The 26,392-nt window shown below is 36.4% G+C and carries 23 protein-coding genes; 13 read left to right on the top strand and 10 right to left on the bottom strand.

Features of this window, described 5'->3' with window-relative positions; genetic code table 11:
* Window positions 1-36 precede the first annotated feature (36 nt).
* Window positions 37-423, top strand: coding sequence for a DUF423 domain-containing protein (locus PFY09_RS09185; RefSeq protein WP_116097149.1), 387 nt, complete (start codon window positions 37-39; stop codon window positions 421-423).
* Between the two features lie 42 nt (window positions 424-465).
* Here the strand turns inward: PFY09_RS09185 and PFY09_RS09180 are convergent, their stop codons facing one another.
* From PFY09_RS09180 to PFY09_RS09165, 4 genes are all read right to left on the bottom strand, one after another.
* On the bottom strand, window positions 466-2,019 hold the full coding sequence (locus PFY09_RS09180) for a TolC family protein (protein WP_271162207.1): 1,554 nt from the start codon (window positions 2,017-2,019) through the stop codon (window positions 466-468).
* Between the two features lie 401 nt (window positions 2,020-2,420).
* A complete protein-coding gene (locus PFY09_RS09175) occupies window positions 2,421-3,737 on the bottom strand; it encodes an HlyD family secretion protein (protein ID WP_076390834.1) in 1,317 nt (438 codons plus the stop codon).
* Window positions 3,738-3,742: 5 nt separating this feature from the next.
* Window positions 3,743-5,416: a peptidase domain-containing ABC transporter gene (locus tag PFY09_RS09170; protein ID WP_256040144.1), complete on the bottom strand. Its 1,674-nt coding sequence runs from the start codon at window positions 5,414-5,416 to the stop codon at window positions 3,743-3,745.
* A 10-nt stretch (window positions 5,417-5,426) separates the two neighbouring features.
* Complete coding sequence (locus tag PFY09_RS09165; protein ID WP_271162206.1) at window positions 5,427-6,104, bottom strand: TetR/AcrR family transcriptional regulator; 678 nt, start codon at window positions 6,102-6,104, stop codon at window positions 5,427-5,429.
* A 190-nt stretch (window positions 6,105-6,294) separates the two neighbouring features.
* Here PFY09_RS09165 and PFY09_RS09160 point away from each other — a divergent pair, with 190 nt between their 5' ends.
* The 8 genes from PFY09_RS09160 (at window position 6,295) to PFY09_RS09125 (ending at window position 14,634) form a co-directional block, all read left to right on the top strand.
* Window positions 6,295-7,068, top strand: coding sequence for a carbonic anhydrase (locus tag PFY09_RS09160; protein WP_268055095.1), 774 nt, complete (start codon window positions 6,295-6,297; stop codon window positions 7,066-7,068).
* A gap of 111 nt (window positions 7,069-7,179) precedes the next feature.
* On the top strand, window positions 7,180-7,806 hold the full coding sequence (locus PFY09_RS09155) for a leucine-rich repeat domain-containing protein (RefSeq protein ID WP_268055094.1): 627 nt from the start codon (window positions 7,180-7,182) through the stop codon (window positions 7,804-7,806).
* Between the two features lie 80 nt (window positions 7,807-7,886).
* Window positions 7,887-8,804, top strand: a complete 918-nt coding sequence (locus PFY09_RS09150; RefSeq protein WP_271162205.1) for an alpha/beta hydrolase — start codon at window positions 7,887-7,889, stop codon at window positions 8,802-8,804.
* A gap of 140 nt (window positions 8,805-8,944) precedes the next feature.
* A complete protein-coding gene (locus tag PFY09_RS09145; protein ID WP_271162204.1) occupies window positions 8,945-9,895 on the top strand; it encodes a hypothetical protein in 951 nt (316 codons plus the stop codon).
* A 193-nt stretch (window positions 9,896-10,088) separates the two neighbouring features.
* On the top strand, window positions 10,089-11,279 hold the full coding sequence (gene sucC / locus PFY09_RS09140) for an ADP-forming succinate--CoA ligase subunit beta (protein WP_076390839.1): 1,191 nt from the start codon (window positions 10,089-10,091) through the stop codon (window positions 11,277-11,279).
* Window positions 11,280-11,393: 114 nt separating this feature from the next.
* Window positions 11,394-11,882, top strand: coding sequence for a hypothetical protein (locus PFY09_RS09135; protein WP_271162203.1), 489 nt, complete (start codon window positions 11,394-11,396; stop codon window positions 11,880-11,882).
* Between the two features lie 152 nt (window positions 11,883-12,034).
* Entirely contained in the window at window positions 12,035-12,412 is a 378-nt protein-coding gene (locus PFY09_RS09130) for a hypothetical protein (RefSeq protein WP_271162202.1), read from the top strand.
* A gap of 17 nt (window positions 12,413-12,429) precedes the next feature.
* Complete coding sequence (locus PFY09_RS09125; RefSeq protein WP_271162201.1) at window positions 12,430-14,634, top strand: reprolysin-like metallopeptidase; 2,205 nt, start codon at window positions 12,430-12,432, stop codon at window positions 14,632-14,634.
* A gap of 52 nt (window positions 14,635-14,686) precedes the next feature.
* Here the strand turns inward: PFY09_RS09125 and PFY09_RS09120 are convergent, their stop codons facing one another.
* On the bottom strand, window positions 14,687-15,568 hold the full coding sequence (locus tag PFY09_RS09120) for a mechanosensitive ion channel family protein (protein ID WP_271162200.1): 882 nt from the start codon (window positions 15,566-15,568) through the stop codon (window positions 14,687-14,689).
* Between the two features lie 99 nt (window positions 15,569-15,667).
* On the opposite strand from PFY09_RS09120, the gene PFY09_RS09115 reads away from it, so the two are divergent.
* Window positions 15,668-16,303 (top strand): peroxiredoxin, encoded by a 636-nt coding sequence (locus tag PFY09_RS09115; protein WP_076390844.1) that lies wholly within the window; start codon window positions 15,668-15,670, stop codon window positions 16,301-16,303.
* A 113-nt stretch (window positions 16,304-16,416) separates the two neighbouring features.
* Here the strand turns inward: PFY09_RS09115 and PFY09_RS09110 are convergent, their stop codons facing one another.
* From PFY09_RS09110 to PFY09_RS09100, 3 genes are all read right to left on the bottom strand, one after another.
* Window positions 16,417-17,007: a hypothetical protein gene (locus tag PFY09_RS09110; protein ID WP_087712244.1), complete on the bottom strand. Its 591-nt coding sequence runs from the start codon at window positions 17,005-17,007 to the stop codon at window positions 16,417-16,419.
* A 157-nt stretch (window positions 17,008-17,164) separates the two neighbouring features.
* Window positions 17,165-17,680 (bottom strand): hypothetical protein, encoded by a 516-nt coding sequence (locus PFY09_RS09105; RefSeq protein ID WP_076390846.1) that lies wholly within the window; start codon window positions 17,678-17,680, stop codon window positions 17,165-17,167.
* Between the two features lie 90 nt (window positions 17,681-17,770).
* Window positions 17,771-20,059, bottom strand: a complete 2,289-nt coding sequence (locus PFY09_RS09100) for a TonB-dependent siderophore receptor (RefSeq protein WP_271162199.1) — start codon at window positions 20,057-20,059, stop codon at window positions 17,771-17,773.
* A 179-nt stretch (window positions 20,060-20,238) separates the two neighbouring features.
* Between PFY09_RS09100 and PFY09_RS09095 the strand changes: the two genes are divergently transcribed.
* Entirely contained in the window at window positions 20,239-21,294 is a 1,056-nt protein-coding gene (locus PFY09_RS09095) for a Gfo/Idh/MocA family oxidoreductase (RefSeq protein ID WP_271162198.1), read from the top strand.
* A gap of 205 nt (window positions 21,295-21,499) precedes the next feature.
* Here the strand turns inward: PFY09_RS09095 and PFY09_RS09090 are convergent, their stop codons facing one another.
* Window positions 21,500-23,395 carry an ABC-F family ATP-binding cassette domain-containing protein gene (locus PFY09_RS09090; protein WP_271162197.1) on the bottom strand — a complete coding sequence of 632 codons (1,896 nt, stop codon included), beginning with the start codon at window positions 23,393-23,395 and terminating at the stop codon, window positions 21,500-21,502.
* Window positions 23,396-23,665: 270 nt separating this feature from the next.
* Between PFY09_RS09090 and PFY09_RS09085 the strand changes: the two genes are divergently transcribed.
* Together PFY09_RS09085 and PFY09_RS09080 are read left to right on the top strand one after the other, a co-directional pair.
* Window positions 23,666-24,181 (top strand): DUF1761 domain-containing protein, encoded by a 516-nt coding sequence (locus tag PFY09_RS09085; protein WP_308006759.1) that lies wholly within the window; start codon window positions 23,666-23,668, stop codon window positions 24,179-24,181.
* A 46-nt stretch (window positions 24,182-24,227) separates the two neighbouring features.
* A complete protein-coding gene (locus PFY09_RS09080; RefSeq protein ID WP_271162196.1) occupies window positions 24,228-25,358 on the top strand; it encodes a peptidogalycan biosysnthesis protein in 1,131 nt (376 codons plus the stop codon).
* 143 nt (window positions 25,359-25,501) lie between these two features.
* Here PFY09_RS09080 and PFY09_RS09075 read toward each other — a convergent pair whose 3' ends face one another.
* Entirely contained in the window at window positions 25,502-26,353 is an 852-nt protein-coding gene (locus PFY09_RS09075; protein WP_271162195.1) for a glycoside hydrolase family 25 protein, read from the bottom strand.
* Window positions 26,354-26,392 lie beyond the last annotated feature (39 nt).

Genomic DNA, 26,392 nt, shown 5'->3' with positions numbered 1-26,392 from the left:
ACTCGTATCATTAATATTCAAGATTTTAAATTATAAATGAAAACAATAACATTAATTTTTGGTGCTGTTTACGGGATGCTTTCCGTTATTCTGGGAGCTTTCGGAGCGCACGCTTTGAAGAAAATATTGTCTGTGGAAAGACTTGAAAGTTTTGAAACGGGAGTGAGATATCAAATGTATGCTGCATTTTTTCTTTTAATTGCAGGCTATATTTTAAAATTTGAAACCAAAACAGAGAACTGGATTTCGTGGTTTATGATTTTCGGAACGATGCTTTTCTCATTCAGTATTTACGGATTGAGCATGCAGGATTATTTCGGGATGAATCTGAAATTTCTCGGACCAATTACTCCGCTTGGAGGATTATTGATGATCCTGAGCTGGACTCTGTTGATTTTCTACTTCGTAAAGATGAAAGGTTAATCAAAATAAAAAAGGAATTCTGACCGCAGAATTCCTTTTTTATTACCTCAAAAAATTTTCATTCAGCCATTTCAGCTTATTGTAGCTTTTCAGGAATTTGGCTTTCAGCTCAATATTTTTTTCCCGTGCATCCAATAATTTATTTTCTCTGGAATTGATCAGGAATAATGAACTTTCCCCATTGCTGAACCTCGTTTCCTCCGCATTCAGAAGTCTTTGGTAATTATTCAGATTTTTTGTGGAAATATCAATCTGGGTGAAATAATTATTCACTTCATTTTTATAGGTTTCAATTTTCGTACTCAGTTCACGGGTTTTAAGCTGAGAATCCTGCTGGTTTTGAGAAATCTTCAGTTTGGCAATTTCATAATCTGCTCTTGCCTGTCTCTGAAATATGGGAATCTCCAGTTTCAGTCCGTACTGAAAATTATTATCAAACAAAGGAAGAAAATCGGCACGGTAATTTTCTTTATTGAAAAAATTATACGTAAAATCCAGTTTCGGAAGGAAGCTTTGCCATTTCAGTCTTTTTTCACTTTCAAGGATATTCTGCTTCTGAAAATAATATTCCAGTGAAGCGTGATTCTGAAGCTGTTTCGATTCTAAATTTTGCACCAGAAACTCATAATCGCTATATCCGGAATGTTCATCAAGACCCGAAGAAGGAAAAATAAGCTTTGAAATTTCATAAAACTCCTGATTTTCTTTCCAGAGGTACATCTGAAGTTCCTGCGTACTTTTCACAAAACTTAAATAAGCGTCTCTTTCCTGAAGCTCAAAACTCTGCAATTGCGAAGAGGCTTCTACTGTATCAATTGCCGGTCTTTCCCCGAATTCATACGTTTTTTTGGTAAGATTAAGCCTTTTTCGGTTAATTTCTACCGCAGATTTCTGCAATTTGTAGATCTCATAATTTTTCACCCATTCCCAGTACGTATTTTCAGCATCCAGAAGAAGCTCGTTGGTAAGAATAGTCTGTTCGGCTTCTGTCATTTTCAATCCGAATTTTGCCTGATCCAGCATTGCTCGTCTTTTATCATACAGAAGATTTTTTGCCAAAGGAATTGTAATTCCAAACTGATATAATCCTCCTTTTGTTTCGCTGCTGTTCAGTTTTTCGCCATCCAGATAATTGTAGCTTCCGGTAATATCGATTCCGTACCAGGTTGGAATGCCGAGTTCTACATTTCTCTGTTCGTAATATTTTGTACCATCAATATTTTTCTCACCCAGTTTTCCTGCAAGTACAGGATCAAAATTTCCTCTCGCTTTGGTAATTTCAGCATTGGCAATTTTATTCTGAAGCTGATATTTAAAAGCTAAAGGATGATAATTTTTTACAATATTCAGAAATTCCTGATGGGAAAGTTTCAGAGAATCCTGTGCAAAAGAAAACTGAACGCACAACAGAATGAGAAGTGTGGTAACTATTTTTTTAGTATAAGCAACATTCATATTTCTATTTATTTGGGCAGCTATTCCGCCCTCCGTTCCCGCTTTTTGCTCGTCGTTCCTCCTCACAAAAGAGCTCCACTCAGGTCGGGCTGCACCAGTATTGTGGGAAAAATACTCAAAAATAAATTGTAAGTAATTCATAAACAAAGTTTTATTATGAGTTTTGCGTTGTTTTTTAATTTTATTTTTAATAAAAAAGGCTTTCCTTCGTCAGGCTCAGGATAAACTAAGCTCAGCCTGACAGTATTTAAATAAATCAGTTAGTATTAGAAATGTCATCCTGAGCTTGTCGAAGGATCTATAAACTAAACTGCCTGTTAGAGTTTATACAAATTAGTAAAATTTGAAATTATCAATAGGATTGGGCTTTAGCCCATTCACAAATAGAACGATTTAGTTGGCTTTAGCCAAAGCCTGTTTTAAATTTCGGCTAAAGCCTGTGTAAAACGCCCCTGTTGATATCGGGCTAAAGCCCGACGCTATTGATAAAAAATAAACTCCATTTATTAATTTCTGAATATTGCCTGTAACGATAAGTCAGATTATTTTTTAGACTTTTCATCTTTTGCAGATTTTTCGGTTTTTACTTCATAATAATCCGGCGGGAATCCGTTGATGTTTCGCCATAATTCGTACCAGATCGGAACGTCATTAAGAATCGCAATTCCCTGAACTCCGGTTCCCATTTTAATTTTCGGAGGCCATTGTTTTTCATTTTTATCCTGAATTACCAAGGCTTTGAACATTCCGTTTGCGCTGATGTTGTTTTCTACCGCAATTACCTTTCCTGCAAAAGTTCCGTAGCTGGAATTCGGCCAACCTGAAAAGACAATTGCCGGAAAACCATCAAAAATACACATCACGCGCTGTCCTTCTTTTACCAGAGGCAAATCGACGGGTTTAATGTAAATTTCAACAGCATAATCTACTTTTTCAGGAACAATAATTCCGATGCTTTCACCATCTTTCAGTATTTCCCCGATTCCGGCTTTGTTGATCTGCACAACCTGTCCGTCCTGAGAAGCGATCACGAAATACAAACCCTGTCTAGCTTTGTAATTGGCAACCTGATTTTCGAGTTTGGCAATATCGCCGTCACTTCCTTCAATTTGTCCCATACTCTGGAAACGGTCACCTTCCGTTTTGCTCAGTTTCTCATTGTAATCCTGAATGGTAGCGTTTTGTTCGATACTTACATTCACAATTTCCTGTCGGGTTTGCGCCAGTTTATTTTCGGTTGCCGTTTTTTTGGCTAAAGCATTTTGATAAGATACACTTCTCTGCTGAAATTGGGTAAGCGAAACCAAGCCTTCATCGTACATTTTCTTCTGTCTTTCGTACTGGTCGGAAGTCATTCTCAGCTCGTTTTTTGCAGCTTCCAGTTCGGCTTCTTCTCCTGCCAGTTTATTGTTGAGCTGGCTGATTTTTACTTTAAGCTGATTTAGTTTTAAATCTCTTGCGGAATTTAAAGCCTGAATCTGACTGTTTGTAGTTCCAACTTTGGCTTCGTAATAATCTCTAACGCCTTTTTTGGCTTCTACCTGCATTTCGGTTCTTTTCACCAAAAGCGGATCCAGATAATCTTCTTTTACTTCGGAAAGCTGAAGAAGCGTATCGCCTTTTTTTACATAATCCCCATTTTTCACATACCATTTGATGATTCTTCCGGGAATCGGAGAATTGAGTTGTTGCGGACGCTGTTCCTGATAAAGCGTACTCACATTTCCCATTACCTTGATATTCTGTGTCCACGGTAAAAACAGAGTGATAATTCCGCCAATAAGGATGAAAAGAAACCATCTTTTAACCCTTGATTTTTTATGGATGTGGTATATTTTATTGACTGACTGCAGTTCCATCTCTTTTAGTTTTTGTTAAATAATTTTTTCACATTTCCGTCTTCCACCTGAAGATGCTGATCGGCTTCCAGAATAAGATTTTTGTCTTCTGAAACAATAATAATGGTGGTTTTAGCTTTTAGTTTTAAAAGATATTCCATCATTTTTGCTTTAAATTCATCATTCATTCCGTCTAACGGATCTTCAAGGATCAATAATCTTCTTTCCCCTACCAAAGCTCTCAGGAGAAGGATTTTCTTTTTGGAGCTGAACGAAATTTCCGTGTCGGTTTCGCTGATGTTCGTAAAGAATCCGTTGCTGAACTGGCTGGAGAAATCTTCGATGCCTATTTCTTCGGCAATTTCCAGAATCTGTTCTGCTGAGGTTTCATGCTGCCCGAGAATAATGTTTTCGTAAACCGTTCCTTTAATGATCGTCATATCTTCAAGATACATCCCGATCTGGCTTCTGAGCGATATTTTATCAATGTTTTTTAATGGAATTTTATCGAACAGGATACTTCCGGAAGTCGGATCATAAAATCCGGTCATCATATTCAGCAATAAAGATTTTCCTGCGCCGAGCTGCCCTGAAATGATGGTTAAACTATTTTCCGGAATTTTAAAATTGATATTTTCCAGAATCCTGTGATGATCGTTGAATGCAAAACTTACGTCTTTAAATTCAACTTCAAAACCGTCATTATTCTGATCGAAAGTAATTTCCCCGAATTTTTCTTCCTGAAGCGTGGTTACTTTATTCAGTTTTGCCAAAGCTGCAATAACGTCGTAATAGCTTTCAAGACTGATGATGAGTTTTTCCACGGCCGCCATAATGCTCAGAACAACGATTTCCGTAGCGATAAATGCTCCGATGTTAAGCTGCTGATTTACCAAAAGATAGGTTCCGATCACAAGCATCACCAAAGTAATGATGACTTTAAATGCGATAATGGTTTTGTACTGGAAAACCAGAACACGGAAGTGCGAAGTTCGGTCGTCGAGGTATTTTACCACTCTTTCATCGGTTCCTGAAAGATGTGCTTCTGTTTTGGAATTCAGCTTAAAGGTCTTAATGGAAGCCGCAATATCTTCAATCCAGGAAGCTACTTCGTATTTTTTGTCGCTTTCTTCGATGCTGGATTTAATTCCGCTTTCCATGGTAAATCTGAAAATAATGATTACGCAGATCACCACCAAAGCTCCGAATACCAAAAACCACGGATGGTAAAATGAAAGAAGCAGGATTCCGAATAAAATCTGGATGAGTGCGGTCGGAATTTCAAGTAAAATTTTAGAAATTCCTTTCTGGAGATTCTGGGTATCGAAAAAACGATTAACCAGTTCGGGAAGATAATATTTTCGTGTCGCAGAAAGATTCACTTTTGGAAGTTTTTCAGCAAAAGCAAGGGAAAATTCGACAAAAATTTTCTGCTGAATCTTTTCAATGATCTGCATTACTTTCAGCCTGAAATAGCCTACAAGCCAGGTTCCCAAAACCACAAAAGCGATCAGAATATAAATAGAAGTTGCCATCGTAGCTCCCATTACAAAACTGACGATAGACTGTATTCCCAACGGAACACTCAGCTGAACAAGACCATTCAGGATGGCGTAAAAATAAATGTTGGTGACATCTTTCTTTTCCTTGGTGACGTATTTGAAAAGATTGTAACCGTGCTGTTTAGGAGAAGTTTCCATTTGAGTCTTATTATTTTATAAGGTTGAAGGTGATAAAACACAGATAATCCAAAACATACTTTTTGTGATCTATTTTATTGATATGATTGTCGGTAAGTTTCGGAAGATGTTCGCTGAAAAACTGCTGATCGTGAGCGGTTTCCAGTAAAGTGCTTGCAAATGATTTTGGGTAAGGAAAATCCGGTTTTGCTTCTGCAATGATGTCTCCGATAAATGCACAGAGACTTTTTAACGGGCTGAAAACCATTTCCTTATTGATTTCGTCCACTTCTTTTACCAGATAAGCTTTGCTGCTTTCTGCAATGACGATGTTGTGAAGTTTTGTAAGATCGTAATCTTCTATTTTATCATCGGTTTCATCATTATGCGTAATGATTTCGAGGATTTTTTCCATTTTTTGCTGAGGTTCTTTAATTTCCTGAAGCCTCAGTTTGGAAATGAATTCAATATAAGACCAATACCAGTTGAGAATATAGGTAAGAAGTTTATGTTTTGAAGAAAAATACCGGTAAACCGTTGCTTCTGTTGAGTTGATCTTTTGGGCTAATTTTTTGAAGGTAAAACTTTCAAAACCAGTCTCGTAGATCAGTTCAATTGAATTTTTTACAATGGCACGTCCGATCTCGCTGTTTTCGGGATCTTTAAGATATAAGTATTCGTTGACTTTAAATTTTACCTGAAATTCCATTTTTCATTTTTAGTATTACAAATTTACAACTATTGTTTTTTGAAGCAAAACCCATACCATAAATATTTTCGTTATTATTAGTGATAGTAATACTATTGTATGGTATAGTTTTTGTTGTATTTGTGAAAAACATGAAAGACGGAAAAGCCGAACACCGTATTAAAAAGTAGGCAATTAAATAATTGAAAAAATGAGACGAATTTTTTTATTACTCTTCGCTTTTTTTGCACTCCCAACCTTTTCATTCGCACAGGTAACAAAACCGCAGAAAAATAAGAAAACAACGGCTAAAGTTGTGGATTCTGTGAAGTGGCGTGCAGAACATTATATTGTTAATCGTGATTCTGCTTATGCAGATCCAAGACTGGGTCTTAAAAAACTGCAAGGTGGAAACAAGAGATTTGTTGAAGGAAAAAGTATAAAACCCAGACAAAACTATGAGACTATTAAAAAGTTGGAAAATGGTCAGGCTCCCTTTGCTATAATTGTAGGCTGTTCAGATAGCAGAGTACCCAATGAAATGATCTTCGATCAAGGTTTAGGGGATTTATTTATCATCAGGACGGCAGGTCAGGTTTCTGCTGCGGCATCTTACGGAAGTATGGAGTTTGCGGTGTTGAAGCTAAAAACCAAATTAATCGTCGTATTGGGACACACAGAATGTGGTGCTGTTGCAGCCGCGGTGGAAAGACCGGAAAATGTTCCGGGACATATTGTTACTTTAATCAATGATATAAAACCTGCAGCAGTTAAAAGTTCTCATATGCATGGTGATCCGGTAAATAATGCAGTCCGCCAGAATGTAATAGATCAGGTAAATTCATTACGAGATTTAGATCCTATTCTGCACAAAAAGTATGTAGATGGAGAAATACTAATTGTGGGAGCTGTATATGATATCCATACAGGAAAAGTAGAGTTTTTACCGGAAACGCTTGTAAATCTTCCCAAAGCTAAAAAATAAATAACTGAAAACATTTTATGCGGGCTGGATCTTTTTTTTCATATTTAATTTTGATTCATATACTTTTACTTTTATCTACAGCCCGCATTTGTTTAACTAAAACTTATCAAAATGAAGATTCTAAAAAAACTGTCATTTGTTTTCCTGCTCATAGGAATAATGATTAATTCTCAGGAGAGATATGAGTTCAAAAATATTAAAGAAGCCAATGAAAATCCCGAGAAAGTATTGAGGCTTAATCTTAATCTGGCAAAAGAAAATATAGAAAATGTCGACTGGAAAAAATTTAAGAATCTGGAATATCTAAGTCTGAAAGATCTCCACCTTAAAAAAATTCCGGATGAGATCGGCTTTTTATCTAAATTAAAGGTTTTGGATGTGAGTGGAAATGATTTCAGGGTGCTGCCTTCCAATTTTATTCAGCTTAAAAATCTTGAAGAATTGTTTCTGAATGACGAAAAAAATATTGATCTCTCTAAAAATATTGATCTGATCAGCAATATGAAAAATCTGAAAGTATTGCATATAGAAAACGACGGATTAAAGAAACTTCCGGCTAATTTTTGGAAACTGAATTATTTAGAATCAGTTTATCTGAACGATAATCAACTGAAGGATTTTAATCTTCCCAAAAGTAAAATGAAGAACCTTAAAAATATCTATCTCAATGATAACTTGTTTGTGCCAAGTGATATTGACAGACTTAATTCTCAGTATGGAACACTTTTAAGATTTTAAAAACAAAACGCCTTATATCAGAATGAAGATAAAAAATAATCATCTCTTACAATAATTATCTTTGTGATAAATTATAAACGATGTACAGATTTTTGCTAATTGTGGCGGTTGCATTATTTCCAATGATTCAGGCGCAGATTCCGAAAGTGAGCAGCGGAAAGATTGAAAGAATATCGGATTTTAAATCTCAGTTTGTAACACCGAGAAACATCGATGTATGGCTTCCTGAAAATTATTCTACATCTAAGAAATATGTTGTTCTGTATATGCAGGACGGACAAATGCTTTACGATCCTGATCTTACGTGGAACAAACAATCCTGGAATGTGGATGAAAATGTTTCTGAACTGATGAAATCCAAAAAAATTCAGAATACCATTGTTGTAGGAGTGTGGAACGATTCCAAGATGAGGCATTTTGATTATTTTCCGCAAAAACCTTTTGAAAGTTTATCCACAGTGGAAAAAGATACCGTTAATCATCAATTGAAAAAAGCAGGAAGAGCGAATGAAAAGTTTTCTCCCAATTCAGACAATTATTTAAAGTTTTTGGTGAAGGAACTGAAGCCTTTGATTGATAAAAAATATTCAACCTTTAAAGACAGATCTCATACTTTTATTGCAGGAAGCAGCATGGGCGGACTGATCTCCATGTATGCCATCTGCGAATATCCTCAGGTTTTTGGCGGAGCAGCCTGTCTTTCCACGCACTGGACGGGAACTTTTACCAATGAAAACAATCCTTTTCCGGAGTCTGCCTTACGCTATTTAGATAAAAATTTACCAGATCGGAAAACTCACAAAATCTATTTTGACTGCGGGGATCAGACTCTGGATGCGCTGTATCCTGAAATTCAGAAAAAGGCAGATGCAATTATCAGAAAACATGGATATTCTGAAAAGAACTGGAAAACCTTATACTTTCCCGGCGAAAATCACAGCGAGGAAGCATGGGCAAAAAGACTTTCGAAGCCTTTGGAGTTTCTTCTTGCTAAATAAAAATATTCAGTAAAAGTTAAAAATGATTCTTTAAACTGGGAAATTTTAAATGAGCAGCGTTTTTCAATAATCAGTATTTCTGGATTTTGATTGTTAATAAAATCAATGCATCTTTGAGATTTAAATGAAATTAATAACACATGAGTTACAGAACATACAATATTATTATCAAAATTAACGAGGAAACTGAGACAGAAGATCTGAAAAATAGGTTGACCGAAAATTTTAAGTTTTACAATATCAGGGAATTTTTTACACCTTTTAGAGGGATTGTCTGTCAGGCGAATAACAAATTTAAGGAATATTCTTTTGAACAGTTTCCGGATCAGTTTTTCAGGAATCAGGATGAGGTTGAAGATTATTATTCTGAATCTGAAAATCATGCGGTTGAATTTTCTAAGAAGAACGGAGATCTGGAAGTGGTGTATGTGGAAGTAGACTGTTTCGGAGGAAGATGTGCTTCAAATGGTTTTGTGATACAGAACGGTGTGAAAACCAAAAATGAAGATGTTTTTCATTCCGCACACATGAAACTGCTTCATGCGATTGATCCTCAATATGATTCGTGGCATTTTTATCCTTTCACCAGAACTTTTTTTACTGATAAAGGCGGCATCAACGGTGAAATCCTGAATTTTACTTTTCTGGCGGTTCTGATGGCTTTTAATATGGAAGTAGAACACAACCCAGACTTTGAGTTTAACGCGGCAGAAAATGAAATGCAGATTCTTCTTAAAGATAAGTTTGAAATTTATCTGATGAATCTGGGAAGAGAAAGAATTAAAGTATTGGGAAGATTATTCGATAACAGGGCAGAAACGATTAATGAAGTAAAAAACCTTTTAAACGAAGCATTGCAGGGATTGGAGTATTATATAGAAATAGATAATTTTGAAAACGGAGAGAAAGATTCGATTTCCAGTATTTCCAGAGAAAAGTTTCAAAGTGTTGCCAGAGTGAGTTACAGAGCGCAGATTTTTAATGAAATAAAAATTGATTTTTCGCCTGATGAAAAAGAACCTGTTAAGAATGCCACAACAAAGAAGGAAGTTTTTTTCGGTAAAATTTTTAAAAATATTTTCGGAAAATAAGTACAGTTACCTTTGGTTACAACATTTTCGGAAGGGCAAATTTACAATATAATTTTGGGGTAATTTAGATTTTATTAAACTGATAAAAAGCATCCTTACAGACATTGCTTTCTTTAAAATAAAAGTTGATAATTCATCTGTTTTTATTAAATTTGTCAACCTTTAACTATTAAAATAAAATAATAAAAATAATATGAATCTTCACGAGTATCAATCAAAAGAGATTTTATCAAAGTATGGAGTAGCTATCCAACGTGGTTTCGTAGCAAACAACGTAGATGAAGCTGTAGCTGCTGCTGAAAAACTAACTGCTGAAACAGGCGCACAGGGATGGGTTGTAAAAGCTCAGATCCACGCAGGTGGCCGTGGTAAAGGGGGTGGTGTAAAGTTCTCTCCAAACATGGATAAACTTAAAGAAAACGCTCAGAACATCATCGGAATGCAGTTGGTAACTCCACAAACTTCTGCTGAAGGTAAAAAAGTAAATTCTGTTTTGGTTGCAGAGGATGTATATTATCCGGGAGAAACAGAAACTAAAGAATTTTATGTTTCTATTCTTTTAGACAGAGCTGAAGGTAAAAATACAATCGTATATTCTACTGAAGGTGGGATGGATATTGAGCACGTTGCTGAAGTAACACCTCATTTGATCCACAAAGAAATCATTGATCCTGCTTTAGGACTTCAGGGATTCCAGGCTAGAAAAATTGCTTTCAACTTAGGTCTTGAAGGGAATGCTTTCAAAGAATTCGTAAAATTCATCGGTTCTCTATACAATGCGTATACAGGAATTGATGCATCTCTTTTCGAAATCAACCCTGTGTTGAAAACTTCTGATAACAAAATTATCGCAGTAGATGCTAAAGTAACTTTAGATGACAATTCATTGTTCCGTCACAAAGATTTAGCTGAGCTTAGAGATACAAGAGAAGAAGATCCAATGGATGTAGAAGCTGGTGAAGCTGGTCTTAACTTCGTAAAATTAGACGGTAACGTTGCTTGTATGGTAAACGGAGCAGGTCTTGCAATGGCAACAATGGATATCATCAAATTATCAGGTGGTAACCCTGCAAACTTCCTTGACGTAGGTGGTACTGCAGATGCACAAAGAGTACAGACGGCTTTCGGAATCATCTTAAGAGATCCAAATGTAAAAGCAATCTTAATTAACATCTTTGGAGGTATCGTAAGATGCGACAGAGTTGCTCAGGGAGTTGTAGACGCTTACAAAGCAATGGGCAGCCTTCCGGTTCCATTGATCGTAAGATTACAGGGAACTAACGCTGTTGAAGCTAAAAAATTAATTGACGAGTCTGGTCTTCCGGTTCACTCTGCAATTACTTTGGAAGAAGCTGCAAACAAAGTAAAAGAAGTTTTAGCATAAGACTGAAATTTTTAAAATACATAAAAACCGTTTCATTTTTTGGAACGGTTTTTCTTTTTTCATCAAATTAAATATCTTTTGTAATTTGTAGCTGAAAAGATTTAAACAATAACCATGAAAAATGTACACATTCCGAACCCATGTTCAGAAAAATGGGAAATGATGTCTCCGCAGGAAAAAGGACGATTCTGTTCCGTCTGCAATAAATGTGTAATTGATTTTACACAGAAACAACCCAGCGAAATTCAGCAGATGATTGATGAGAAAAACGATGAAGAAATCTGCGGAAGATTTTACAATCATCAGTTGAATACTGGTAATCTATCTGAAAAGTTAAAAGCAAAATTCTTTAAATATATTCCTGCTCATTTTCAAAATAGCAGAATTGTATTAACCGTTCTTTCCGTTATTTTATTTTTAACGAGTTGCTCAAAACAAAAAGAAGAATCTTTCGCAACGACAGGTCTTGTGATGATGGAAGAAGATTCTATTCCTGAAAATAAAAATTATGTCATGGGTGAGGCTAAAATAGATAAAAGCGATTCCTGTGTAAAAATTTCAAAAAAAGACAGTGTAGTAACGAAAAATAAATCAAAAAAATAAATCATTCAAAATAAATAAAGTGTTCTGATTGAATAAGTTATTCACTATAAAATTGTTATCTTTACAAGAAAGGTTTAAAATGAGATTGTGTTTATTCTTTTTTTCTCTTTTTATCTCTTCATTGTCAATCTCAAATTGCCAGCAATAACGCGGTGTCTCAAAGAAAAGAAATTCAGTTCGAAGATAAAAATCATTATCCTTTCCCGTTAACTCAGAAAGATTTTCTCCTTATCAATTCCCAGCAAAAGATGGATGAGATTTTTACGATTATTCACCGGAAAAATGTGGGAAACAGATTTTCGCCAATTCCTTCCATCACTGAAGATGAAACGTATATTGTTGTAAAACCCCGCCTGAAAAACTCTAATGATGTTTCAATTGAGGCGATTACTTTCGATAAAAATACACTTTATATAAAAGTCAAAGAATTCAACAATCCGGATTTTAATGAGAAAATCAGAATTCCGCCCGATATTTTATTAAAACTCAACGAAAATTTATCTGTTAAAAAAGTCAACATTCAATACTAATATATAAAATTACTGTCATGAAAGCTAAAACCTTTATCGTCTCGTGCCTGTTGATTGCAGCACAGGTTTTTGGTCAGCAGAATTACTGGTCGAAACTGAAAGAAACAAAGATAGAACGGGAAAACCTGAACCCGAGATGGACGACTCCCAATAATTTTTCTTTATATCAGGCTGATCTGGAAAAAATTAAAGCTGATCTTAAAAAGGCACCACAACGTTTTTCGGGAGATGAAAGCCTTGTTGTTAAATTTCCGGATTCTGATGGGAAAATAAGAGATTATATCGTTCAGGAAGCTTCTGTAATGGAGCCGCAATTACAGGCAAAATTCCCTGAAATCCGTTCCTACATCGGTTGGCAGAAAAGTCATCCGGAAAATTCAATCCGTTTCAGTGTGACTCCTTCTACCGGAATCAGTGTGATGTATTTTGATAACTGGGAAGTCAGCTATCTCGACAGTTATACAAAAGACAACTCGGCATTTATCTTATACAAAAGAAAAGACCTCCCGAAAAACGACCGACTTTTTGAATGCCATGTCGAAAGCGAACTGGATAACTTAAAAAATAACGGTACGACGAATAAAGCCCCTTTGGTTTCGGACGGACAGTTCCGAACCTACAGACTGGCTCTTTCTGCGACAGGAGAATATACCGCTTTTCATGGCGGAACACTTTCTTTGGCAATGGCAGCAATGGCGACAACGATGACCAGAGTAAACGGAATTTATGAAAAAACAATTTCCACAACCATGGTGATGATCGCAAACAATAATCTGTTGGTTTATACCAATGCCTCAACAGATCCATTTACCAATGGCACCCCAAACAGCATGATTAGTGAAAACCAGACCAATACAACGGCGGTCATCGGAACTGCGAACTACGATATTGGCCATGTTTTCGGAACAAACAGCGGCGGTTTGGCAGGATTAGGAGTGGTGTGTGTTTCAGGCAGTAAAGCAAGAGGTGTTACAGGTTCCGGAGCTCCGGTGGGAGATCCTTTTGACATTGATTATGTTGCGCACGAAATAGGACATCAGTTTGGAGCAAATCATACCTTCAGAGCGGCAACCTCTTCATGTGCCGGTAACTTCAATAACGCAACAGCTTACGAACCGGGAAGCGGATCTACGATTATGGCTTATGCGGGAATTTGCGGAGCAACCAATAATGTGCAGAATAACAGTGATCCCTACTTTCATGCAGCAAGTGTAATTGAAATGTATGCTGTTTTGCAGAGAGGGACAGATTGTGCTGCCAAAATTAACAACAATAACGGAGTTCCTACCGCAGATGCAGGAGCCGATTACAATATTCCGAAAAGTACCGCTTTTGTTTTAACGGGAACGGGAACAGATCCGAATGGAGATGCTTTAACATATCTTTGGGAACAATATGATAATACAAGCAATACACAGCCTCCGGTTTCTACCGGAACAGCGGGGCCGATTTACCGTTCTTTAACTCCAACGGTTTCTCCGTCCAGATATTTTCCGGTGCTGAGTTCCGTTGTGGCGAATAATCTTATTCCGAAATGGGAAGTTACCCCAAGTGTTGCCAGAACTTTGAATTTTTCTCTTTTGGTAAATGATAATAAAGCAACCGGAAATCAGGCAGCAAGAGATGCAATGGTGGTAACGGTTACCAACGACGGACCTTTCACGGTAACTTCACAGGCAACAACAGGAACAAACTATAACGGAAATACCTCCGTTCTGGTAACATGGAATGTTGCAGGAACCAATACAGGAACCATCAACACTCAGAATGTATCTATTTTGCTGTCTAAAGACGGAGGATTAACGTTCCCTACTGTGTTGGCAGCAAGTGTTCCGAACAATGGTTCAGCCAATGTTACGCTGCCTAATGAAAATGTTTCGTCTGCAAGAATTATGGTGAAAGCGGTAGGAAATATTTACTATGCACTTAATACAACAAGTTTCTCAATTACTCAGGTTGTTCTCGCAACGGCAGAAGCCAATGTGAAAAACTTCTCGATTTATCCGAATCCTTCTCATGATGTTGTAAATATCAGGCTTAAAAATTCTTCTCAGAAAGCAGATTATACTTTGTATGATGCATCAGGAAGATTAATTAAAGAAGGCAGTTTCAAAGGTGAAACTCAGGTAAAAGTTAATGATCTGATGAATGGAAATTATCTGATCTCTCTGGCTTTGGAAAATGGAGAAAAGATCACAGAAAAATTAATCATCAAAAAATAAATTACTGATTCATAAAAACAGAAAAGCAACCATTCATTGGTTGCTTTTTTATTTAGTCCTGATTTTCGTTGATTAAATGATCTCCGTTCGTAATATTGATGCTTGTAGGCGTTACAAGCTGAACACCGTCCTTGTCAAGCCGTTGTTTAATCCTCAAATAAGCCTCACTTTTAAGCTGAACCATATTCGCACCCACTTTCATCCAGAATTTAGCCTGAATATTGAAAACGCCCTGTTTCAAATCTGTAAAAATAACTTCTGCAGTATCGAGTTTATCTACATTTTCGAGATTTTTGATGATGTCGAGCATACCTTTCTGTGCTTTTGAAATATCTTCATCGGCAGGAATTTCGAAATTCAAAATAATTCTTCGCTGAGGGGATGCGGTAATATTGTAAAACGGAGCATTAAAAACCACCTGATTCGGGATATAAGCTTTCTTACCGTCGTCCGTAATGATTTTCGTTGTTAAAAAACCAATTTCCTGTACCGTTCCGGAGTGTGTTCCTATCGTAATATAATCTCCGACTTTAAAGGCTTTATCAATTCCGATCAGCATTCCTGAGAATATACTGGAAACCAGATCTTTCAGGGCAACCCCTGCAATAACCCCTGCAACTCCCAAACTCCCGATGAATTTCCAAAGGAAACTGCTGAAGCCCATAATTTCCAGCGCAATAAACGTTCCCATCACCATGATCAAAAACCTGAAAACGCTGATTAACGTAACCAGTGAACTTTCTTTTTTGCTTTTTGGAAAGAATTTATGAAAAAGTTTTACGGCACCCTGACTTAAATATTTACTGGTAAACAGAAAGAAAGAAAATACCAGAATCCCTACAATAAGTTTTGGAGTAATTTCTGCAAATTTTACATACCAGTTCTGTATTACATTATATACAACATCAATATAGCCTAAACCACTTTTCTCCATGAATAAAAATTTTTTTGATTAAAGATATAATTTTTCAACAAAAATTTTGCCAGTTCCAAAAACTCTACTAAATTTGTAGACTAATAAGAGCAAAATATTATGTCAATTAAACTAGGAGACACCGCACCCGATTTTCAGGCAGAAACTTCTGCAGGGGATATTAATTTTTACGAATATTTAGGAAATTCCTGGGGAATTTTGTTTTCGCATCCCGCAGATTATACTCCGGTTTGCACCACAGAACTTGGGTATACTTCAAAACTGAAAGAAGAATTTGATAAAAGAGGAACCAAAGTAATTGCCCTGAGTGTGGATGGAGTAGAAGACCATCAGAACTGGATTAAAGATATTAATGAAACACAGAATACGGAAGTTCAGTTTCCGATTATCGCAGACAAGGACAGAAAAATTTCTGAATTGTATGATTTTATTCATCCGAACGCTTCTGCAACGGCAACCGTTCGTTCTTTACTGATTATCGATCCGGAAAAGAAAGTAAGGCTTATTATTACTTATCCTGCTTCCACAGGAAGGAATTTTAATGAAATCCTGAGGGTTCTGGATTCTCTTCAACTGGTAGATTCTCATAAAATAGCGACTCCTGTTAACTGGAAAGACGGAGATGACGTAATTGTTCCGCCTTCAATCTCTACGGAAGATGCCAGAAAAATTTTCCCGAAAGGAGTAACAGAAATAAAGCCGTATCTGAGATATACGCCACAACCGAATACATGATTTATTTGATTTTTTATAGTTTAGTTTTAATTTGTACGAAAATCGCCTCGAAAAACTTCGAGGCGATTTCAATTGTAGTGTATATGTGAATGTGAAGTGATTGGATCGTAATCTTACTTTACATCATTTGCGATTTGTTTTGCTTTAGATGTAGGAAGGTAGATGCTGAAACCTAAATTGAATGTAATATTCGAATTTAAACCTTCGCTACCAAATCCTGCTCTTCCTCTGTATTTTACTAAACCTTCAAGACCAATGTTTGGGGTAATGAAGTAAGAATAACCAGGACCTACTCCGAAATCGAAACCTGTTGTAGAGTCTGCATTTTCTACAGATCTTCCTCCGATCCCTGCATTTCCTTCTAAGAACCAACGTCCATGGTTTAGTAAGTTATCTACTCCTTTTTCTCCCGGAGAAAGAAAATAACGTCCTAAAGCACCCACTCCATACGTAAATTCTGTAGGAGAACCATTAGTTACCTTATTGAATCCTAAATCTACATAACCACCGACAGCTACGTTGTCTTCAATGAAGTATGCTCCTTTAGGCTGAATAGCAATGTTATAACCACCACCAGTATTTAAACCGAAATTACTTGATATTAAACTACTACCAACTAACCAGTTTCCTTTCTGGATTTGTGCATTCATTGTTCCAGCCAAACCAGCTACTGCCATTATTCCTGTAAAAATTAGCTTTTTCATAATTTATTATTTTAATATTTTAATGTTATATCATTTGTGATTTCAGAAAATCAATAAATGTGCCATTCTAATCAACACGTGGTGAAATCATGATAATAGTAAGGTATGTATAATTCTTATGAAATGCCGATGGGAAGGATTTTTTTTCAGGTTCAGATTATAATAAAAGCAAAATAACCGACACTACAAGACCTGCAATTGTGAAAACCATTCCTCTTTTGAAAGCCTTGGTTTTAGGATTGAACATCCAGAAACTTGAGATTACAAAAAAGAACAAAGAAATCCCGAAAAAGGCATTTAACGGAGAAAGTCTGTCTTTAGACTGTGCTTTGTGAAGTTTTGTCATTTTATCCAGCACAAATGGCAGTTCTTTTTTTGTGTATTTTGCCTGTCCCGTTGCTGCATCGTAAGTTCCCTGTTTAAAGGTAAGAACAGTTCCTTCTGTTTTTTCCACTTCAAGACCTTTAATTCTCAGTTCTTTTCCCAATGCTTTCTCATCAAGATTTTTTTCTACAACTTTATCGTACTTTTTTTCTTTTTTCAGAAAATCGGTGTCTCTGTAAATTAGCAAAACACCACTTACTGCATAAACAGCCATTATTCCGGCAAGGAAATAGCCCAGATAACGGTGCGTGATTCTCATAAAACTTCTTGTGTCTTTAATCTTATCCATATATATTGTTTTTGTTTTTAAAATTTCAAAAGTGGAAACTGCAAAATTGCAATTCCCACTTTACATGAAGAAATTATTGTGATTCTTTTTTTACAGCTTATACGTTAATGTAACATAGTAGTTTCTCGGCGTAATCGGGTTCACGGAATAATTTTCATGAACAGTGTAATTCTCTACATCAAACAGGTTTCCGACTTTCCCTTGAATCGAGAATTTCTTCCAGTCATATCCTGCTGATAAAGAAACCGTAGTATAATCTTTTAATTCGAAAATTCTGCTTACCCCATTTCTCTGCTGCAAACTGTTGGCTCCTGTTTTGGTATCATTCCATCCGGCAAGTCTGTCTCCGATGTAATATACTCCGGCTCCTACCTTTAAGCCCGGAACCAATTTTGTAAATTTATAAAATACCGATGCATTTGCTGTTGTTGCAGGAGTTCTTACCAATCTTTGGTTTTCTACATATCCAAAAGCTTCCGGAGTATCCAGATACACAGAATTGTTATAAGAAAAACCTCCGATAATGGATAAATTTTCTGTTGGATTTCCTGTGATATCAAGTTCAACACCACGGCTTCTCATTTTTCCAGCAAAATCTTTGGTAAGCCCTGCAGGATCTATCTGGTTGCCTTTATCATCTAATGCATTCTGATAATAATTTCTGTACAGAATCTGGTAAACCGTTACATTAACAGCCAAAGCATTGTTCCAGAAATTCTTTTTCGCACCCACTTCATACTGATCGATATTCGTAGGCGTTAAAGCCTCTCCGTCTCTTAATCTTCCTACGTTGGCAACAAAAGAGTTTGTATAGGTTGCAAATGCTGAAAAATTATCGTTTGGCATATAAACAAAACCTAATTTCGGAGATATTGCCTGATCGGATGATGATGAATTATTAACCAGTGATTTTCCTGTGGTAGAATTCAGATTCACCAAACCGCTTGTAACCGTTTTAAATTTTGTGTTGATCGTAGGCATATTTTCAATGTAAGACCAACGCAACCCTGCAATAACTTTGAATTCTTTTGTAAGACTTATGAAATCCTGAGCATACACTCCGATTCTTCTTGTATTAATTCTGTTTTTCTCCAACATTTCCGCAGCCGGAATAGTTCCGCTTGCCCACGAATCAGGATTGTCCAGATAAAGAAGACCATTGCTGTTTCCGTTAGTTCCATACAAATAGCTGTTTCCGTAAGCCAGTCTGTTGGTCGGATTATAGTAAGTATAAGCATCTGCAACTCCATAATCGGCATCCGCTCCGAATAACACTTTATGGCTTATTTTTCCTGTATTGAATTCACCATTTAAATTAATCTGTGCAGAAGTATAGTTCTGTTCGTTGTATGTTCTGTTCAAAGGACGTTTCCAGAAAAGTCTGTCGGTTGATTTTTCGTATCCCCACTGAACTCTTTCCGTAGAAAAATAATCCCTTGTATAATTCTGATAAGAAGCAGTAGCATTTAAAGACCATCTTTCATTGAACTGATGATTGAAGGTAACATTGGTAGTAACCTGCTCTATATTCTGATATTGCCAGTCTGTTCCTAAAAAAGCATTTCTCGGAAGAAGATTATTCATCTGGTAAGTATATCCGTCACGCTGCGTGATAGATCCGATTCCGAAATCCGGAGTAAAATCATTTTTAAGATAATCTGCCTCAACGATGATCTGTGATCTATCGCTTAAATTAAATAAAAATGAAGGATTGAAATAATACTTTTCAGATTGTACCACATCTCTGAAACTTTCTGCATATTCATACGCTCCGTTCACACGGAAAGCAATATTTTTTGAAAGCGGACCATAAAGATCTACTGTCGGTTTATAAGAATTCCAGCTTCCCGCATTCATTCCCACGCTTCCGCCAAAGTTGAATTTAGGCTTTTTAGTAATCATATTAACAACACCACCTGCAGCCGTATTTCCGTACAGCATCGCATTCGCACCTTTAAGAACTTCCACTCTTTCCAGTCCGCTAACTTCCGGGAAAACTCCGCTGTTAACTCTGGAACCGTTCTTGAAAATATTATCATTTCCCAGAATGAAACCACGTCCTCCGAAACTGTCCTGAGAATTTCCTCTGGAAGAAGTTACATAGATTCCGTTAACGTTCTGCAGAACATCACTCAGTTGTTTTGCCTGTTGCTGCTCTATAATTTCGTGAGTAACGATGGCAATCGGCTGAGGAGTTTCCATCATCGTAAGATTAGACTTGGTAGATAATGGTCTTGCCTTGTTGGGATTTCCGGTTTTATGAAGATTAACGTCTTCAATAGTCTGGATTCTAATGGTATCAGCTTCAACGTATTTCATCTGCGCGTCCAAAGAAAGGGCTGCGAATACTAATCCTATTGTGGCTAGCTGCTTTTTCATGATAGTCTATTGTTATTTAGAGTGGTTTTAAATAAAGTGCAAATGTATATTATTATTTAGAATTAATAAAAATTATAAACTGATTTTTATCATTAATCTTTAATTTAGAAATTGTGTTTTCCCTTATTTTAGTAGGGATGAGAACTTTAGATTAAATATCTTTGTTAAAAAACAAATCTATGCAGTTAGTAAAAGTTGGACTTTGTGCGTTCGGAATGAGCGGAAAAGTTTTTCATGCCCCGTTTTTGAAAGAACATCCGGGATTTTTTATTTCCGCTATTGTGGAAAGAAATAAGGAAGAATCTAAAGAAAAATATCCTGAAGCAGAAATTTACCGTTCCGTAGAAGAAATGCTGGAAAATGCCGATATCGAACTCGTGGTTGTGAATACTCCGGTACAGACACATTTTGAATATGCAAAAATGGCACTGGAAGCGGGAAAAAATGTAGTGGTTGAAAAACCTTTCACCGTAAATGTTGCAGAAGCAGAAGAACTGGCAAAACTTGCGGAAGAGAAAAAATTATTTATAAGCGTTTATCAGAACAGAAGATTCGACCGCGATTATCTTCAGGTGCAGAAAATCATCAACGAAGGAAAACTCGGAAATATCAAGGAGGTGGAAATCCGTTTCGATAGGTTCAGAACTGAGCCGAGTGGGAAAGCACATAAAGAAAATCCTGAAGCGGTAGGTTCGGGTTCGCTGCATGATTTAGGATCGCATCTGGTGGATCAGGCAGTTCAGTATTTTGGTTTTCCCGAAAAACTGTTTGCTGATGTTTTTTCCATGAAAGGAAAAGAATTTGCCAACGATTATTTTGAAATTATTTTGTTTTATCCAAATGATTTAAGAGTAAGGCTGAAATCTTCGGTATTCACCAAAGAAGCGCATTTTGCTTATGCTGTTCACGGAGAAAAAGGAAGCTTTTTGCAGGAAAGAACCGATAACCAGGAAAATGAACTCGTTGCAGGAGCTGTTCCGGAATATGGCGAAGAATGGACAAAGCCTTTAACAGAAACCGACGGGATTCTGAATTATCTAAATGAAAATAAAGAAACTGAAAGAATTCTCACTTCAAGCGAACCGGGAAATTACATGAATTACTATCAGCAGATTTATGAATTTATCGTTTTCGGATACGCATTGCCTTCACCTGCGGAAGAAATCATCAAAAATATGAAAATCATCGATGCGGCTGCGGAAAGTTCCAAACAGGAGAAAGTGATTTACTTGTAGAGTCTTGGAGTTGTAGGGTGTGAGAGTTTTAGAGTCTGAGAGTTTTAGGGTTTGGGAGTTTTATTGCGGTTTAGAGTTATGAATCTTAAAGCAGGATTTTTAGAGTAAGAAAATTTAATATCAATTAAAATATAACGCTCCACACTCTAAAACTCTCAGACTTTCTCACCCTAATACACTCAAACTCTCACACCCTCAAACTCAACTACGCTTCACCCAAGATCTCCTGAAGTTCAAGCCATCTCATTTCATGGTTTTCCAAAGTTTCAGAGATAGATTCCAGATCGGCAGAAAGTTTGGATATTTTCTCGTAATCCGCTTCATTATTAAGCTGGTCTAATATTTTCGCTCTTTTTTCCTCTAATTCCGGCATTTCTTTCTCAATGGTTTCGAGTTCACGCTGTTCTTTAAAGGAAAGTCTTTTCTTCTTAGTGTTTGTATTGTTTACAGTCGGAATTGGTTCTTTTACAGTCTCAGATTTTACGGAAACAGACTTTTCCAAAGCATCCTCCTTGCTTTTCGCTTCGCGGTATTCAGAGAAATTACCCGTAAAATCACGAATTTTCCCTTCTCCTTCAAAAGCAAGAATATGATCTACGATTCTGTCCATAAAATACCTGTCGTGCGACACAATGATTAATGAACCCTGAAACTGCTGTAAAAAGTTTTCAAGAACCGTTAAAGTCGGAAGATCAAGATCATTGGTAGGCTCATCAAAAATTAAAAAGTTCGGATTCTGGTATAAAATATACATCAGATGAAGTCTTCTTTTTTCACCACCCGAAAGCTTGGAAATAGGGGAGTACTGCGTCTGATCGTCAAATAAAAACAATCTTAAAAACTGGGAGGCAGAAAGACTTTTTCCGTTGGCTAAAGGGTAAAATTCAGCAACTTCTTTAATGAAGTCGATTACTCTTTCATCTTCTTTATAAGTAAGACCCTTTTGAGAGAAATATCCGAAATGGATGGTTTCTCCGGTTTCAATCTCTCCTTTATCCGCTTTTTCAAACCCCTGAATAATATTTAATAAAGTAGATTTTCCCGCTCCGTTTTTTCCAACAATTCCTACTTTTTCACCTCTCTGGAAAGAATAACTGAAATCTTTCAGCAACAATTTACTTCCAAAACTTTTGTCAATATTTTTAAGCTCAAGAATTTTATTTCCAAGCCTTTTCATTTCAAAATCAAGCTCTAAACCTTGTTTTCTTGTGTCTGTTTTGGCGACTTTTTCTGTTTCATAAAATGCATCAATTCTGGATTTGGATTTTGTAGTTCTTGCTTTCGGCTGCCTTCTCATCCATTCCAGTTCCTTTCGGTAAAGGTTGTTGGCTTTATCAATCGTAGCATTCGTGTTGTCCTCGCGAATCATCTTATTTTCAAGATATGTGGCGTAAGAACCGTTATGAACATAAAGATTCCTGTCTTCCATTTCCCAGATCGTATCGCATACACTGTCGAGGAAATACCGGTCGTGCGTTACCAGTAATAAAGTAATTTTTGCCTTACTCAGATAACTTTCCAGCCATTCCACCATTTCAACGTCGAGGTGGTTGGTCGGCTCATCCATAATTAATAAAGTATGGCGGTGTTCAGCTCTTGTTTCTGTTAACAATTTTGCCAAAGCAACACGTTTGATCTGTCCACCGGAAAGTGTTCCCATTTTAGCTTCCAGATCGGTGATTTTTAGCTGCGAAAGAATCTGCTTCATTTCGTTTTCCAGGTCCCATGCTTTATGCGCTTCCATTTCAAGAAGAGCTTTTTCAATAAAATCATTGTCTGTGGAATGCAGAGACTGATGATAATTTTTCAGAGCCATAATCGGAGCCGAATCCAGAGTCATCATAAACTCATCAATCGTAATGGTCGGGTCAAAATCTATTTCCTGATCAAACAGAACCACCTGAATGTCTTTATTGATGATTACCGTTCCGCTGTCTGCAATTTCTTTTCCCATCAGGATTTTCAGAAGGGTAGATTTTCCGCTTCCGTTTTTGGCAACAATGGCAATTTTATCTCCTTCGTTTACATGAAAAGTAATATTTTCAAATAAAACTTTTATTCCGTAGGATTTGGTAAGATTTTCGGCAGAAACGTAATTCATTATAGTTTGATGGTTAGATTTTGAAACTTAAACTGAGCCGCAAAAGTACGAAAATGTATCAGAAAAGCAGAAATACAATCCCGAAGCCTTACACAAGTTTTTCTCAATATTAAAACAATAATGAATTGTCTTATGTATTGAATTGTATTTGTCTTTGGTTTTATTTAATTATAAAATTTTAGTTAAAATTAAATATTTATTAAATTTAATGTATTATTTAATAGATTTTTGATGTAGATTTATATTCCTAACATTATTAAAATTAAAACTATGATGCAAATCAACTACTGGGCTGTTTTTGCAGCCGCACTTGTCCCATTAATAATGGGATTTATCTGGTATCATCCTAAAGTTTTCGGAAAAGCATGGATGAAAGAAGTCGGTTTAACCGAAGAGAAAATGAAGGGTTCTATGATCGGAGTTTTTATTTTTTCCATCATGTTATCAGCTTTAATGGCTTTGTTCTTACAATTTGTAACGATTCATCAGTTTGGCGCGCTCGGAATGGTCGGCGGAGATGAAATGAACGCCAATCCGTCTTATCATGCCTTCATGAAAGACTACGGAATGGCTTACAGATCCTTTGGTCACGGCGCACTGCATTCTTCCATGACGGGATTTTTATTCGTGCTTCCCATGATTGCCATCAATGCAATGTTCGAAAGAAAATCGTGGAAATATACATTAATTAACGCTGCTTTTTGGACGGTCTGCATTACCATTATGGGCGGAATTATCTGCGGTTGGTATGCTCCGGACGGTTTTCACTGGGCAACACAAAAATAAATGTTATGTTTTAAAAAGTTAAGGCTACTTTTGCGTAGCCTTTTTTATGTCATATACTTTAAGAATTTTTCAGTCAGTTGCCGATTTGCCGGAAGACTGGAATGTTGTGATCGGAAATCACAATATTCTGCTTTCCGGAGAATATTTTCGTGCATTAGAAAATTCCAGACCGCAAAACATGGAATGCTTCTTTGTCGGTTTTTTCAAAGAAAATGAACTGATTGGCGGTGCTTTGTTTCAGTATCTCAGTTTTCTGCAGCATAAGACCTTTCAGAACAATGCAATATTCTGCAGCATCAGAAACTTTGTTGCAAAAAAGTTCAGTAGAGATGTGATGATTTTGGGAAATAATATGCTTACAGGACAGAACGGATTTTATTTTGATGTTTCAAAAATTACTTCCGAAGAAGTGATTCCGCTTCTGGAAGAAGCCGTTTATAAAATGCAGAAGGAAATAAGAAAAACATCCTTAATTATATATAAAGATTACCAGTCGAATTTTGTGAAATACTTTGAAGGAGAAAAACATCGGAAATATTTCAGATTTTCCGTTCAGCCGAACATGATTCTTCGGATAAGAGAAAACTGGAATAATTTTGATGATTATATCAATGATTTTTCGAAGAAATACAGGGCAAGAGCCAAAACTGCCAAAAAGAAACTGGAAGGAATCATTAAAAAAGAACTCCAATTAGACATGATCAGAAAATATCAGTCTGAAATGAATGTTCTTTATCAGAATGTGGCAGAAAATGCCCCTTTCAATACCTTTTTTCTCAGAGAAAATCATTTTGAAAGCATGAAAGAAAATCTTGGAGACAATTTCAGGCTTTTCGGATATTTTTCGAATGAAAAACTAATTGGTTTTTATACCATGATCCTCAATAACAAAGATATCGATACCTACTTTTTAGGCTACGAAAAAGACTGTCAGAAACAAAAGCAGATCTATCTCAATATGCTTTTCGATATGGTGGAATTTGGAATTCATCATCGTTTTGAAAGAATTATTTTCGGAAGAACAGCTTTAGAGATCAAATCAACGATCGGAGCAGAGCCGACTGAAATTTTTGGTTTAATTAAGCATAATAATTTCATGATTAATCCTTTCCTGAAAACTATTTTTCCTTCTATTTCTCCCAAAACAGAATGGATTCAAAGAAAGCCGTTTAAATAGTTTTATATAGAATTCACACAGGTTTTAGTTTGATATTTTCATCAATAAAAACGGGCTTCAGCCCATTAACAATATAATGTTTTTCGATTGGCTTCAGCCAAAGTTTCAGATGTTTAAAATTTGCAAAATCACAGGAAAGAAAATCAATTCAAAGTCAGCCTCTTCAAAGACCACGAACTTCCGTTGTAAATATCCAGATCTACTTTTGTATTAATTCCGTGCACGATTCCGTTTTCTGTAAACTGCCAGAAATCCCAGTCTGCATCGGGTGAGGGAGCCGGAACATCATTGTAATTAGCTAGCCAGAGCGGATAATCATCAAATTCGCCCTTCAGAAAATCTTTGTAATAATGATAATACGTATAAATAATGGGTTTTTCTCCGTAAGTTTCCTCTACAATTTTGCACCACACTTTAAGGTCTTCAACCAGTTTTTTATTCGTTTTGCGTTTCGGGATTTTCTCAATATCCAAAATCGGCGGAAGATCACCGCTTTCGAGCTTTACATTTTCCAGGAAATTATTCGCCTGAATCACAGGGTCTTCATCTGCTCTGTAAAAATGATAGGCTCCGCGGATTAAATTCTGTTTTTTTGCCTGTTCCCAGAAATCAGAAAAATGTTTGTCGGCATTTCGGTTTCCCATCGTTGCACGCATCACCACAAACTCCAACGGAATGGTTTTGTTTCCGATAGTAAGGCTGTCCCATTTGATGTCTTCTTTATTCTGATAATGCGAAATATCAAACCCGTAAGTTTTATCTAAATTATTGGAAAGGATTTTTTGAATTCTCAGCGTTTCCGTTTCATTGTTGTGAAGCTTTCTGTGAGTAAATTTATTGAAATATAAAGCGTAATAATAGCTTATGGACTGCCTTAAATACAATCCTGTTCCGATAAGAGCAATAATTAAAATTCCCAGCACAATTTTTCTGCGGAAAAGATATTTTTTCCGGCGGTTCTGATGGATCTTTTTGGCGGTTTTTTTGCTGTACATCGTTTGTGAATAAAGATTTACAAAACTAACTTTTTTCAC

The organism is Chryseobacterium gambrini (assembly GCF_027920505.1).
GTDB classification, from domain to species: domain Bacteria; phylum Bacteroidota; class Bacteroidia; order Flavobacteriales; family Weeksellaceae; genus Chryseobacterium; species Chryseobacterium gambrini.
Note: the sequence above shows the minus strand (reverse complement) of the source record. Positions and strands in the feature narration are given on the sequence as shown.

Bases quoted from the DNA above. Each gene is read 5' to 3' on its own strand.
- PFY09_RS09185 (WP_116097149.1), top strand. From the start codon at position 37: ATGAAAACAATAACATTAATTTTTGGTGCTGTTTACGGGATGCTTTCC.
- PFY09_RS09180 (WP_271162207.1), bottom strand. From the start codon at position 2,019: ATGAATTACTTACAATTTATTTTTGAGTATTTTTCCCACAATACTGGT.
- PFY09_RS09175 (WP_076390834.1), bottom strand. From the start codon at position 3,737: ATGGAACTGCAGTCAGTCAATAAAATATACCACATCCATAAAAAATCA.
- PFY09_RS09170 (WP_256040144.1), bottom strand. From the start codon at position 5,416: ATGGAAACTTCTCCTAAACAGCACGGTTACAATCTTTTCAAATACGTC.
- PFY09_RS09165 (WP_271162206.1), bottom strand. From the start codon at position 6,104: ATGGAATTTCAGGTAAAATTTAAAGTCAACGAATACTTATATCTTAAA.
- PFY09_RS09160 (WP_268055095.1), top strand. From the start codon at position 6,295: ATGAGACGAATTTTTTTATTACTCTTCGCTTTTTTTGCACTCCCAACC.
- PFY09_RS09155 (WP_268055094.1), top strand. From the start codon at position 7,180: ATGAAGATTCTAAAAAAACTGTCATTTGTTTTCCTGCTCATAGGAATA.
- PFY09_RS09150 (WP_271162205.1), top strand. From the start codon at position 7,887: ATGTACAGATTTTTGCTAATTGTGGCGGTTGCATTATTTCCAATGATT.
- PFY09_RS09145 (WP_271162204.1), top strand. From the start codon at position 8,945: ATGAGTTACAGAACATACAATATTATTATCAAAATTAACGAGGAAACT.
- sucC (WP_076390839.1), top strand. From the start codon at position 10,089: ATGAATCTTCACGAGTATCAATCAAAAGAGATTTTATCAAAGTATGGA.
- PFY09_RS09135 (WP_271162203.1), top strand. From the start codon at position 11,394: ATGAAAAATGTACACATTCCGAACCCATGTTCAGAAAAATGGGAAATG.
- PFY09_RS09125 (WP_271162201.1), top strand. From the start codon at position 12,430: ATGAAAGCTAAAACCTTTATCGTCTCGTGCCTGTTGATTGCAGCACAG.
- PFY09_RS09120 (WP_271162200.1), bottom strand. From the start codon at position 15,568: ATGGAGAAAAGTGGTTTAGGCTATATTGATGTTGTATATAATGTAATA.
- PFY09_RS09115 (WP_076390844.1), top strand. From the start codon at position 15,668: ATGTCAATTAAACTAGGAGACACCGCACCCGATTTTCAGGCAGAAACT.
- PFY09_RS09110 (WP_087712244.1), bottom strand. From the start codon at position 17,007: ATGAAAAAGCTAATTTTTACAGGAATAATGGCAGTAGCTGGTTTGGCT.
- PFY09_RS09105 (WP_076390846.1), bottom strand. From the start codon at position 17,680: ATGGATAAGATTAAAGACACAAGAAGTTTTATGAGAATCACGCACCGT.
- PFY09_RS09100 (WP_271162199.1), bottom strand. From the start codon at position 20,059: ATGAAAAAGCAGCTAGCCACAATAGGATTAGTATTCGCAGCCCTTTCT.
- PFY09_RS09095 (WP_271162198.1), top strand. From the start codon at position 20,239: ATGCAGTTAGTAAAAGTTGGACTTTGTGCGTTCGGAATGAGCGGAAAA.
- PFY09_RS09090 (WP_271162197.1), bottom strand. From the start codon at position 23,395: ATGAATTACGTTTCTGCCGAAAATCTTACCAAATCCTACGGAATAAAA.
- PFY09_RS09085 (WP_308006759.1), top strand. From the start codon at position 23,666: ATGATGCAAATCAACTACTGGGCTGTTTTTGCAGCCGCACTTGTCCCA.
- PFY09_RS09080 (WP_271162196.1), top strand. From the start codon at position 24,228: ATGTCATATACTTTAAGAATTTTTCAGTCAGTTGCCGATTTGCCGGAA.
- PFY09_RS09075 (WP_271162195.1), bottom strand. From the start codon at position 26,353: ATGTACAGCAAAAAAACCGCCAAAAAGATCCATCAGAACCGCCGGAAA.